Origin of the sequence: Elstera litoralis (genome assembly GCF_000963705.1) — a bacterium.
Lineage (GTDB): Bacteria > Pseudomonadota > Alphaproteobacteria > Elsterales > Elsteraceae > Elstera > Elstera litoralis.
This window is the reverse complement of the sequence record NZ_LAJY01000228.1, coordinates 1-11,037: the sequence shown is the minus strand read 5'-3', so window position 1 is coordinate 11,037 and position 11,037 is coordinate 1. Positions and strand designations below refer to the sequence as shown.

Annotated in this window: 15 protein-coding genes and 1 pseudogene; 8 read left to right on the top strand and 8 right to left on the bottom strand. The window is 64.0% G+C overall.

Annotated elements, in window-relative coordinates; all coding sequences use genetic code 11:
* Together VZ95_RS09805 and VZ95_RS09800 are read left to right on the top strand one after the other, a co-directional pair.
* The coding region (locus tag VZ95_RS09805; protein ID WP_156995216.1) for a hydroxymethylpyrimidine/phosphomethylpyrimidine kinase at positions 1 to 845 on the top strand (845 nt) is incomplete at its 5' end.
* Between the two features lies 1 nt (position 846).
* Positions 847 to 1,542 carry an ABC transporter ATP-binding protein gene (locus tag VZ95_RS09800; protein WP_045775679.1) on the top strand — a complete coding sequence of 232 codons (696 nt, stop codon included), beginning with the start codon at positions 847 to 849 and terminating at the stop codon, positions 1,540 to 1,542.
* Here the strand turns inward: VZ95_RS09800 and VZ95_RS09795 are convergent.
* The 4 genes from VZ95_RS09795 to VZ95_RS09780 form a co-directional block, all read right to left on the bottom strand.
* Positions 1,539 to 2,039 carry an arsenate reductase ArsC gene (locus VZ95_RS09795; RefSeq protein ID WP_045775678.1) on the bottom strand — a complete coding sequence of 167 codons (501 nt, stop codon included), beginning with the start codon at positions 2,037 to 2,039 and terminating at the stop codon, positions 1,539 to 1,541. The genes VZ95_RS09800 and VZ95_RS09795 overlap by 4 nt on opposite strands.
* A gap of 9 nt (positions 2,040 to 2,048) precedes the next feature.
* A complete protein-coding gene (locus tag VZ95_RS09790) occupies positions 2,049 to 2,399 on the bottom strand; it encodes an ArsR/SmtB family transcription factor (protein WP_045775677.1) in 351 nt (116 codons plus the stop codon).
* Positions 2,400 to 2,456: 57 nt separating this feature from the next.
* Entirely contained in the window at positions 2,457 to 3,014 is a 558-nt protein-coding gene (locus VZ95_RS09785) for an HD-GYP domain-containing protein (RefSeq protein ID WP_052711654.1), read from the bottom strand.
* Positions 3,015 to 3,306: 292 nt separating this feature from the next.
* A complete protein-coding gene (locus VZ95_RS09780; protein WP_045775676.1) occupies positions 3,307 to 4,044 on the bottom strand; it encodes a GntR family transcriptional regulator in 738 nt (245 codons plus the stop codon).
* Positions 4,045 to 4,176: 132 nt separating this feature from the next.
* Between VZ95_RS09780 and VZ95_RS09775 the strand changes: the two genes are divergently transcribed.
* The 4 genes and pseudogenes from VZ95_RS09775 to VZ95_RS09765 all read left to right on the top strand — a co-directional run bounded on the left by VZ95_RS09775 (position 4,177) and on the right by VZ95_RS09765 (position 7,483).
* Positions 4,177 to 4,875 carry a dihydrodipicolinate synthase family protein gene (locus VZ95_RS09775; protein WP_332308064.1) on the top strand — a complete coding sequence of 233 codons (699 nt, stop codon included), beginning with the start codon at positions 4,177 to 4,179 and terminating at the stop codon, positions 4,873 to 4,875.
* A gap of 8 nt (positions 4,876 to 4,883) precedes the next feature.
* Complete coding sequence (locus tag VZ95_RS28800) at positions 4,884 to 5,048, top strand: hypothetical protein (protein ID WP_332308063.1); 165 nt, start codon at positions 4,884 to 4,886, stop codon at positions 5,046 to 5,048.
* A 183-nt stretch (positions 5,049 to 5,231) separates the two neighbouring features.
* A pseudogene (locus VZ95_RS09770) lies at positions 5,232 to 6,466 on the top strand (NAD(P)/FAD-dependent oxidoreductase).
* Between the two features lie 3 nt (positions 6,467 to 6,469).
* Positions 6,470 to 7,483: a 4-hydroxyproline epimerase gene (locus tag VZ95_RS09765; protein WP_045775675.1), complete on the top strand. Its 1,014-nt coding sequence runs from the start codon at positions 6,470 to 6,472 to the stop codon at positions 7,481 to 7,483.
* A 161-nt stretch (positions 7,484 to 7,644) separates the two neighbouring features.
* Here the strand turns inward: VZ95_RS09765 and VZ95_RS09760 are convergent, their stop codons facing one another.
* Positions 7,645 to 8,910: an MgtC/SapB family protein gene (locus VZ95_RS09760; protein ID WP_045775674.1), complete on the bottom strand. Its 1,266-nt coding sequence runs from the start codon at positions 8,908 to 8,910 to the stop codon at positions 7,645 to 7,647.
* Positions 8,911 to 8,982: 72 nt separating this feature from the next.
* Entirely contained in the window at positions 8,983 to 9,858 is an 876-nt protein-coding gene (locus tag VZ95_RS09755; protein ID WP_045775673.1) for an SDR family oxidoreductase, read from the bottom strand.
* Between the two features lie 109 nt (positions 9,859 to 9,967).
* Between VZ95_RS09755 and VZ95_RS09750 the strand changes: the two genes are divergently transcribed.
* Positions 9,968 to 10,372: a winged helix-turn-helix transcriptional regulator gene (locus tag VZ95_RS09750; RefSeq protein ID WP_045775672.1), complete on the top strand. Its 405-nt coding sequence runs from the start codon at positions 9,968 to 9,970 to the stop codon at positions 10,370 to 10,372.
* On the opposite strand, the gene VZ95_RS24015 is transcribed toward VZ95_RS09750, so the two are convergent.
* Both VZ95_RS24015 and VZ95_RS09745 read right to left on the bottom strand, forming a co-directional pair.
* Positions 10,365 to 10,523, bottom strand: coding sequence for a hypothetical protein (locus VZ95_RS24015; RefSeq protein ID WP_156995215.1), 159 nt, complete (start codon positions 10,521 to 10,523; stop codon positions 10,365 to 10,367). The two genes, VZ95_RS09750 and VZ95_RS24015, sit on opposite strands and share 8 nt — an antisense overlap.
* Positions 10,520 to 10,798: a type II toxin-antitoxin system Phd/YefM family antitoxin gene (locus tag VZ95_RS09745; RefSeq protein WP_045775680.1), complete on the bottom strand. Its 279-nt coding sequence runs from the start codon at positions 10,796 to 10,798 to the stop codon at positions 10,520 to 10,522. The genes VZ95_RS24015 and VZ95_RS09745 overlap by 4 nt, the downstream gene beginning before the upstream one ends.
* Positions 10,799 to 10,910: 112 nt before the next feature.
* Here VZ95_RS09745 and VZ95_RS22970 point away from each other — a divergent pair.
* On the top strand, positions 10,911 to 11,037 hold a 127-nt coding region (locus VZ95_RS22970; protein ID WP_232302586.1), incomplete at its 3' end, for a ParA family protein.

Genomic DNA, 11,037 nt, shown 5'->3' with positions numbered 1-11,037 from the left:
CGCGGCTGGTGCTCGCCTGCGCCTCGGGGCGGCGGGCTTTGGCGGCGGCGGAGCCGCTGTTGACGGCTGATCCGAACTGCACTCTCGCCGTTTTGGCGCTGGGGGGTGCCCGCATGAATACGGTTCTGCTGATCGGCGGCACCGATTCCAGCGGCGGTGCGGGCTTGGCGCAAGATATCCGCGTGCTGGCCGATATGGGGGTTCCGGCGCGGCTGGTCGTTACTGCGGTCACTGCGCAAGGGGCGGGCGGGGTGACGGCAGTGCAGGCGATGCCGCCGGAGCTTCTTCAGGCGCAGATCGACGCGGCGGTGAGCCTCGGGCCAATCGGTGCGGTGAAGATCGGTTTGCTGCCGAGCCTTGAGATCGCAGATCTCCTGGCCGAAATATGCCCCGATGCGCCGATTATCCTTGATCCGGTGTTGAGGGCCACGGCGGGCGGGGCCTTGCGCCGCGATTGCGCTAGCCTTGCCAGTTTCGGCGCGCTCTGGGGGCGCGCGACGTTAGTGACGCCCAATTTACCGGAAGCGGCGTTTCTGCTGTCGGTTCCCGACGCGCCGAACCGGCGCGCGATAGTCGCCCAGGCCGAGGCTTTGCGACGAACGGGGGCACGGGCGATTCTGCTGAAAGGCGGCCATCTGCCCGGCGAGATTGTGGCCGACTGCCTCGTGACCGAAAATGGCGCGCGCTGGTTTCGCGCCGCCCGCTTACCCGGCTCCCGGCGCGGCACTGGCTGCGCGTTGGCGAGTGGCATCGCGGCGGGGCTTGCGCAGGGGCTCACGCTGGAGGGGGCGATTACCCAGGCTCGGCGCTGGCTGCGCGCCTCTTGGCCAAAACAGGCCCTCTAACATGCTCTTGCGGTTGGACGCGGTGGATGCGGGGTACGGCGACAGCGCTATTCTATCGCAGATTTCTCTAAGCCTCGCCCCCGGTCAGGCGCTGGCCGTGCTCGGGCGCAACGGCGTCGGCAAGACGACCCTGCTGAAAACCATTCTCGGGCTCACGCGGCTGCAAGCAGGGAGGGTTCTTTTCGGTGATGCCGATGCCTCGCGCTGGCCGCCCGAACGGCGGGCGCGCGCCGGAATAGGGTGGGTGCCGCAGGAGCGCGGTATTTTCCGCTCGCTCACCGTGCTCGAAAACCTAACGGCGGTGGCGCGCCCCGGTCCGTGGACGCCGGAGCGGGTATTCGCCCTGTTCCCGCGCCTCGCCGAGGACCGCCACCGGGGGGGCGAGGCGCTTTCCGGCGGGGAGCAGCAGATGCTCGCCATCGGGCGGGCCTTAGTGCTGAACCCGCAACTCCTGCTGTTGGATGAGCCAATGGAAGGGCTCGCCCCGGTGATTGTTGACGAGGTTCTGCGGGCGCTGAGCGACATTTTTCGGGCAGGCGGTATTGCCGGAATTATCGTGGAGCAGCACGCCCGCAAGATCCTTCGCATCACCGATCAAGCGATTATTCTGGAGCGAGGCCGCATCGTCCATCGCGCCGCAAGTGCGGATTTAGCGGCGGATGCGACCCCGCTGACGCGCTATCTCGGCGTTGGCTAGCGGTCGCTATCCTGCCCGATGGCACTCAGCCGTTTTTGCAGCGCGAGTTGATCGAGCGACGCGAGCGGTAAGGCCGTGAAGACGGAAATGCGCCGCCGCAACTGCTTGAAGGCCGTTACGAACGCCGCTTCCCGCTCAAGTTCGGTTCCCGTCACCGCCGCCGGATCATCCACGCCCCAATGGGCCGTCATCGGGGTGCCCGGCCAGATTGGGCACACTTCGCCGGCGGCATTATCGCAGACGGTGAAAATGAAATCGATCGGCGGGGCACCCGGTGCCGCGAACTCATCCCAGCTTTTGGAGCGCAAACCCTCGGTCGGAAAACCTTCCGCCGTTAGGAGTTTCACAGCGAGTGGGTGAACGGTGCCCTTGGGCTGGCTTCCGGCAGAGAAAGCCTGAAACCGCCCGCTGCCATCGTGTCGAAGGATGCTTTCGGCCAAGATCGAGCGGGCCGTGTTTCCGGTGCAGAGAAACAAGACGTTGAAAACGCGGGACATGAGGGTCTCCTAACAGGTTTTGGGGGCGCAGGGAGTGTCCGTCAGGGCCGAGAGAATCGAGCCGCATAGGGCGGGTTCGCCCCGGCAGCAGTCGTTCAGCAGAAACAGCACCAGATTTTCAACGCAGGCCAAGTGCGCGCGGTAGCGGATCACGCGTCCGTCGCGGTGGGCGGTGACGAGATCGGCGCGCGCCAGCAAACCAAGGTGGGTCGAAAGGGTATTTTGCGGCACGTCCAGCAAGCGCGCGAGTTCGCCTGCGGGCAGCCCCTCCGGCTCGTGTCGAACCAAGAGCCGAAAGGCGGCGAGGCGGGTTTCCTGGGCGAGGGCCGATAAGGCCAAAAGACTATCGCTGTTTTCCATATATCGAGAATTATAGAAATATTAAGCGCTGTCAAGTCGGCGCTGCACTGGGCCGGGCTATTCAGCCCGATACAGCGCGCCGATATCGTCGCTATGGCGCTTGAACAGGCCCAAAAGATACGGATCGAACTGCTGCGGGCGGGTGCGGGTATCGCCATTCAGAATGATCCGCATTGCATGGTCGTGCCCAAAGGCGGGTTTATAGGTTCGGGGCGAGCGTAGCGCGTCGTAAACATCGCATAAGGCGACAATCCGAGCCTCCTCCGGGATCGCCTCGCCGATTAAACCCTGGGGATAGCCGGAGCCATCGTGCGCCTCATGGTGATGCCCGGCGACCGTGGCGGCCAGCGCATAAAGGTCGCCGCCATAGGTTTCGAGCAACTCAGCGCCCAAGATTCCATGACTGCGGATATGGTCCATGTCGGCGCGGGTCACGTCGCGCCCTTTTCTCAGAACTATGGGGTCCAGCCGGGTTTTACCGATATCGTGCAGAATGGCCGCCTCGGCCAAGCGGTCCAGCCAGCCGCTATCCTGCGTGCCCGCGCAATGGCCAAGGAAAGAGGAAAGGACGCCGACATTCGTGCTGTGTTGGCGTAGACCAGGGTCGTCGATCAAATTGGGCTCGATCTGACGCAGCAGGCTCGGGGGGAGCGCGGAAAAAACACGATCACCAAAATCGGGGAGAAGGGCTGCGTAAAGCTCCTGTCCCGATATAAGTCCGTTTCTAGAACGGTCCGGCATGTTTCCTCCCCCAGCAATGGCTCCCAGCCGGGTGTCTCCCTTCAGACGTCTCCCCTGGATGTGCACTGTAATACGATCTTGAGGAGAGTGCCTGATTTTGCGCGAATTGGCTCGGCTAAAATCGTCAGGAGACTGTTGGACCGCCTGCGACCAAAGCGCCGCAGGCTTAGGCGCGTGCCGACAGGCTGATGTGACCGCCGAGGCTCGGCACCATTAGGCTTTGCAACTGGGTGACGATCTGAACCGCGTGCTCCCCGCCTAAAACTTCGGCGAGATCAGGGTTTTGCATCGCAATCGCCTCGATCAACCCCTCGTGCTCGTCCACATAGCGCGGCGGCAAGCGGTCGTCGAAGCGGCGGTAATAGAGGCGGAGCAGGCGCATGCCCTCGTTCAGCAGGCGGGCGAAAAACTCGGTGTAATAGGGGTTCTGCCCGGCGGCGGCGATGGCCAGATGGAAATCGCGGTTGGTGTGCAGCATCGCCAGCGCGTCTTCGCGCGCCACCGCTTCGGCAAAACGGGCCTGCGCCGCGCTGATCGCATCGAGATCGGCCACGGTGCGCCGTTCGGCGGCAAGCCGGGTGGAGACGCGATAGAGCAGCGTCAGCGCATCCAAATAAGGCGGCAGGCTGGAGAAATCGAGCACTGAGACGATGGTATTGCGGTTCGGCAGGGTTGAGGCCAGCCCTTCCGCCACCAGCCGCACCAGCGCTTCGCGGACCGGCGTGCGCGACGTGCCGAAGCGCTCAGACAGGCCGGTTTCGTCCAAGGGGTCGCCGGGGGACAGGGTGAGGTTGAGAATATCCTGCTTCAGCGCGTCATAGATCACCGGCGAGGCGGTGCCGCGCGGCGCGGGGGGCCGGGGTGAGGGCGTTTCGGCCTGCTCACCCTCCAATTTACGCCGCATGTCCCAACCTCTTTCGTAACGTTCCAACCTATCCTACCGGAAATCGATGCAGTTTGTCGACAGGACTTGACGAAAGGGATTCTTGGATACAAGGTGTCGACATAAACCAAATCTGCCCGGAGGCTTCTCGCGATGTCTGATCCCCGTAAAACCTGGCGCGGCATGTTCCCCGCCGTCACGACGCAGTTTCATGCCGATTTCACGCTGGATCTCGACGCGACGGGCCGGGTGATCGAAGCGCTGATCCGCGATGGCGTTTCCGGCCTCGTTATGTGTGGGACGGTGGGGGAGAATTGCTCGCTGACGCGCGACGAGAAGGGCGAGTTGATCGCGCTGGCCGCCAGCACTGCCAAGGGCCGCGTGCCGGTGATTGTCGGTGTGGCCGAATATACGCCCGTCTTTGCGGCGGAAACGGCGAAGCTGGCGCAGGCCAAGGGCGCGAATGGGCTAATGGTTATGCCGCCGATGGTCTATCCGGCCAAACCGCGCGAAACCTTGGCGCATTTCCGCACTGTGGCGGCGGCGTCGGACCTTCCGATCATGATCTACAACAACCCGCCCTCCTACCGGACCGACGTGACCCCGGCGATGCTGGCGACGCTCTCGGACGTTGAAACCATCGTGGCGTTCAAGGAATCCTCCGGCGATACGCGCCGTCTGGTCGATGTGCGCAATATGACCGGCGACCGCTTCATTCCCTTCTGCGGGCTCGACGATGTGGTGCTGGAATGCGTGGCGCTGGGCGCGGTCGGCTGGGTGTCGGGCATGTCCAACGTTTTTTCCCGCGCGAAGGGGAAACCCTGTTCCGCCTCGTTCGCGACAATCGCTTAGCCGAGGCAATGCCGATTTACGATTGGTTCATGCCGTTGCTGCACTTGGATGCGCGCTCGGACCTCGTCCAATGCATCAAACTGTGCGAATTCATCGTGGGCCGGGGCACCGATCTTACCCGTCCGCCGCGCCTAGCCTTGGATGCCGCTGAACGCGCCGAGGTGGAAGCATGATGGCGACCGCGCTCGCCAACCGCCCGGCACTGCCGGATGTGGGCCTGCCGAACGTTTTAAGACAACGCGAGGGGGCGGGGCCGGTTCGCCGGGTCCGCCTTTCGTGTAAGGGGGCTTCTTTCTGGGCCTTTCCCTGGGGTTCGGGGGGAAGCTCCCTTAACAAACTGGGGGATCGGGGCACAGATGCGGGTTGTTATCATTGGAGCCGGGATTATCGGCGTCACCACGGCCCATGCGCTGCTGGATGCGGGCTGCACGGTAACGCTCGTCGATCCGGGCGGGATCGCCGCCGGAGCCTCCCAAGGCAATGCCGGGTGGATCGCCCATGTCGATATTCTGCCGCTGGCCTCGCCGAAAGCTTGGCGCAATCTGCCGCGTTGGTTAATGGACCCGCTGGGGCCGCTCGCCATCCGCCCCTACTATCTGCCGAAACTCGCGCCCTGGCTGCTGCGTTTTTTGTGGGCGAGCCGTCCGCAGACGCTTGCCGCCGGAACCACCGCCCTGGCAGCGTTGAACGGGCAGGCGCTGCGGGCTTGGGAAACCCGGCTCGCCCGCCTCGGCCTATCCCATCATCTGCGCCCGCGCGGATTTTTGACCGTCTGGGACGATCCGTCCGTCACCTCGGCAATGGCGGCCCTCGCGCAGCTTCAGCACCGGCACGCGATTCCGGCGCAGGTGCTGGACCGGGCGGGCGTCATCGAGTTGGAACCGGCCCTGGCCAGCGGGAGCGTTGCGGGTGGGCTCTGGTATCCGACCGGCGCGCATGTATCCGATCCCGCCGATTTAACGCGGGCGATTGGGGACGCTGCCCTGGCGCGCGGGGCGCGCTTGGTTCAAGCCGGGGCCGATCTTCTCTCCGCCGGGGCCGATTGGTCGGCTGTGACCCTGAACACGGGCGAAATTCTTCCGGCGGATCGGGTTATTCTCGCTGCGGGCGCCTGGTCGAAGCGGCTCGCGGCGCAGGTCGCGATGCCGTGCCGCTGGATACCGAGCGCGGCTATAATGTAACCCTTCCATCCGGCAGCTTGGGCCTGACGCGCCCGGTGCTGTTCGAAGGCCACGGTTTCGTCATCTCCCCGCTCGATACGGGCGACCGGGTCGGCGGCGCGGTGGAGTTCGCTGGGCTGAAGGCCGCCCCCAATTATGCCCGCGTCGATGCACTGATCGCCCGCGCCCGCCGCTTTCTGCCGGAAGGGCGCTTCGAGGGCGGCACGCGCTGGATGGGCTTTCGCCCCTCGATCCCCGATTCGCTCCCGGTGATCGGTCCGTCGCGCCGCTCGCCGCGCGTGCTGCACGCTTTCGGCCACGGCCATTATGGTTTGACGCAAGCTGCGATCACCGCCGATATTGTTACGGCGCAGGTCATGGGTTTACCAACTCCGCTTAGTCCTGCCCCCTTCTCTGCCCAGAGGTTCTGACGTATGGCCCGCTCTACCTTTTTCTGTATCGACGGTCACACCTGCGGCAATCCGGTGCGCGTGGTGACGGGCGGCTCGATCCCGGCGCTGAAGGGCGACACCATGTTTGCCCGTCGCCAGCATTTTCTGGCGGAGTTCGATTGGATTCGCCTCAGTCTCATGTTCGAGCCGCGCGGGCACGATATGATGTCGGGCTCCATTCTCTACCCGCCGACGCGCCCCGACTGCGACGTTGCGATTCTGTTCATCGAAACCTCCGGCTGCCTGCCCATGTGCGGCCACGGCACCATCGGCACGGTGACGACGATTATCGAACACGGGTTGATTACGCCGCGCGAACCGGGGCTGTTGAAGCTCGACACGCCTGCGGGCGTTGTGGAAGCGCGTTATGTAATGGAGGGGCCGTTCGTTTCAAGCGTGACGCTGACCAACGTGCCCTCCTTCCTGCTCGGGCGCGGCTATGCCGTCGATCTGCCGGGCTTCGGGCCGATCACGGTCGATGTCGCTTTCGGCGGGAATTTCTATGCCATCGTCGAGCCGCAACCGGGTTACGCCGATCTGGACGATCTGCAACCGTCGGAAATTCTGGCGCTGAGCCCGAAATTACGGGCGGCGTTCAACGCGACGCATCAGATCGTTCATCCCACCAATCCGGCGCTGAACAAGCTCACCCACGTCCTCTGGACCGGCAAAGCGAAAACCCCGACCGGCACGGCGCGCAATGCGGTTTTCTACGGCGATAAGGCCATCGACCGTTCGCCCTGCGGTACTGGAACCTCCGCCCGCATGGCGCAATTGCACGCCACCGGGCGTTTAGGCGTCGGCGAAGATTTCATCCACGAGAGCATTATCGGTTCCACCTTCACCGGGCGTGTCGTCGCGGAAACCGAGGTGGCGGGGCGTCCGGCGATCATTCCGTCGATTGGCGGTTGGGCGCGGGTGACCGGGCTCAATACGATTTACGTCGATGACCGCGACCCGTTTTGGCAGGGCTTCCAGGTGGCGGATCGGGCTTAGAGACCGTTTGAAAATGTCGGACGGGTCGATCCTGCGAGGGATTTTCGTGCCCTGCTGCGTCGCCACCCTTGCAGATATTCTCGATATCTGCTGCGGTCGGCTCCTATCAGGTCACAAAAATCCCTCGCAGGCTCTCAGCCGCCGAATTTCCAAACAGTCTCTTAGAAATGCGCGTGCGCTAACGCCCCGGCGGCAAGCGCGCCGAGGCTGACGCTGCCGACGATCCCCGCCAACCGGGGTGCCCCCAGAATCGCCGCCATGACGGCCTTGGAGATCGTGTTCGTCGTGACCGCAATCGCAATCCCGATGGCGGCGGTGTGGACGGCAAGGCTGGTTTCGCTCATCCGGGCGAGGGAGAGGGTGAGCGCATCCACATCGGCAAGGCCGGAGGTGGCGGCGAGCAGATACAGTCCGGCATCGCCGAATTGGCCGACGATGAGTTTCGCCAGCAGCATCGTTATGGCAATGAACCCGGCGAGCTTCAAGGAAACGCCGAGTTCCAAAGGGTTGGTCAGGGTGAGCGCCGTTCCGGGGCCAGCCGGGCGGGGCCGTAGCAACAAAAACCCGGCAGCTCCCAGAAACACCAGCGCCGCCGCGCCAAACGGCACGGCGAGCGGTATCAGCAGATCGCGGTTGAGGGCGGCGGCAACGAGGAAGACGCGCGCCAGCATAACCGTCGCGGCCAGCAGAATCCCGCCCGCCAGAACCGGCGCGCCCGTGTCCTTGCCCTTGGAGAGGCGGGCCAGCGTGACCGTCACCGCCGTCGACGACGACAGCCCGCCCGCGAGCGCCACTAAAATAATCCCGCTGCGCTCCCCCAGAAGCCGCACCGCGCCATAGCCGACGAACGATAGGGCGGCGATGATAATCGCCAGCACCCAAATTTCGGTGGGGTTGATCGCTCCCCAGGGGTCGATGGGGTGATTGGGCAGGATCGGCAGAAACAGGAAGCTCATGGCCAGCAGCACGAGGCCCGCCCGAACTTCCTCCCACGTTAGCTTTCGCACCCAGGAATGCAGCGGCTGCTTCAGCGCCAGCAGAATAGTGAGCGCGACTGCCCCGGCAATCGCCACCTGAATCACGCCGAGCGCGGCATAAGCCCCGAGCGCGAAAGTCAGCACCCCGGCCACGACGCCGGTCGCGCTGTAATTGCGGGTTTCCTGCGCCATCCGCCAGTGAAACGCGCCGAAGACCAGCGTGAACCCCAGCATCCCGAAGCCTAAGACGCTGGGGCTGGTGAGTGGCACTAAACCGCCGCAGACCCCGCCGAGCAGGCCCGTAATCGCATAGGTCCGCACGCCGGCGACCCGTGCCCCCTCCTCGCCGGTCCGCGCTTGCCAACCGCGTTCGAGCCCGACGAGCAGGCCGATGGCAAGGGCAACCGCAAGACGGATGAGGAGGGGGTCGACAAAGGGGGCAGAGGGCATCGGCGGCTCGCAAACGGGAAGAACCCCTTCTCGGTAGACGGTTTCCTGTCCCGTCACAAGCCGCGCGCGGCGTTAGCCTTTGAGCGCTGCTGCCAACGTGACGGCGAGCGGCTCCGTGGGACGACCGATCAAGCGACTGAGGGTGTGGCTGTCATCGTAAAGCGCGCCGTTCGATGCGCCCGTATCGGAGTTTGCCAGGAGTTCGGCAATCGGCTCCGGCAGCCCGGCTCCGAGCAGCGCCCCTTTGAAATCCGCTTCCGGCAAGTTCTGGTAAGTGATCGGCTTACCCGTGAGGCGGGCGATTTCGGCGGCGAAGTCCGCCAGCGTATAGGCGCTATCCCCGGCCAATTCATAGACGTGGCCCGCGTGATCCTCGGCGGAAGCCAGCACCGCAGCGGCGGCATCGGCATAATCGGCGCGGGGGGCGGAGGCAATCTTCCCCTCGCCCGCGCAACCGAAATGCGCGCCGTGGGCGAGAATCGACGGCAGCGACGCCAAGTAGTTTTCCGTATACCAACCGTTGCGCAGCACCGCGAAGGGCACGCCCGCGGCGGCCAGCGCGGCTTCGGTCTGCCGATGCTCTTCGGCAAGGCCCAGCGGCGAGCGGTCGGCGTGGAGCACGCTGGTATAGGCAATCAGCTTCACCCCCGCCTTTTTGGCGGCGTCGATGGCGTTCTTATGCTGAGCGAAGCGCTGACCGATTTCGCTGGAGGAAATCAGCAGCAGCCGGTCCACCCCAGCAAAGGCGGCCTCCAGCGTGGCGGGCTGGGTGTAATCGGCGATATGGGCGGTCACACCGAGGGCTGAAAATTCGGCGGCGGCTTTTTCAGACCGAACGGCAACGGCGATCTGCGCTGCCGGAACATTTTTCAGCAGCCGGGCAACGACAAGGCGACCCAATTGGCCGCTGGCGGCTGTGACGAGCAGGCGCGGGGCGGGGGAGGTCATAGGTGGTTTCCTCTGGTCTCGTTTCGTGAGTAAGCCTAGAATAGAGACCATATCCCCAGCGCGGAAGGCGGCAGTTTTCGGTGCCTAGGGAACAGCGAAGGAACCATCTATGCCCGATAGCGCCAACCTGAAAACCCGCCTCTGTTTCTGGCAAAATCAGGACTTCAACGCCGCCAACTGCCCGGTGCGCGACGTGTTGGACCAGATTAGCGGCAAATGGACGACCCTCTTGATGATCGTGCTCGCCGACGCCCCGCACCGCTTCAGCGACCTTCAACGCGCCGTGCCCGATATTTCCAAACGCATGCTGACGCAAACCCTGCGCGATTTAGAGCGCGACGGGCTGATAACCCGACACGTCTTCCCCACCAAACCGCCGAGCGTGGAATACCGCCTCGCCCCCCTGGGGCAATCGATGCTCGCACCGCTGGCCGCCCTCATAGGCTGGGCCGAAGCCAGCCACGCCCGCATTCAGGACGCGCGGGCGCGGTTTGATGGGGTGGGGGCTACCTGAGGAGACGGCGTTCCAGAAAATCCATCATATCGCGCCGACCATCGACGATGGACGCGGCTTGGTCGGGATAGCCTGCGCCGTAGAGATAGCGGAAAATATCCTCAAGATCGTCAAGCGCCGCATCGGCCATTAGAACTTGATAGGCGGTCATTCCGGGCGCGGCAGCCGATCCCGAAGCCGGGCGAAGGCGTCAGCGGCGGGCGATAGCTTTCCATCGTTTACCGCCTGGGTGGTTATCGCCAGCACTTTCAACAGCGCTAAGGTTTCCTGGGTGGCCTCATAGCTTGCGATATCCTGAAGTACCGCGCGCGGCATGCCGCCTTCCAGAATAATCATGGGGCGCTGCGTCTCCGCCAAATCGCGCAGCATCTCCGGCGCGTGCGCCGAGAGATGCCCGAGGGTCGTCGTCTGATCCGTCAGCTTCATGGGCGGGAACCTTTTGGGGGCGATCACGGGAGAGCATTTTTCAAGTAAAAGGGTTGCGGTTGCAAGCCAACGCGCCGAAGCTACAATTTCGCGATTTTAGCTGAGGAGTCAAATGGTGGCGACGGTAATTAGCTTATTCAATCATAAAGGGGGCGTTAGCAAGACGACTACGGCCTTCAACTTGGGCTGGATGATCGCCAGAAAGAACAAGAATGTGCTGTTGGTTGACTGCGACCCGC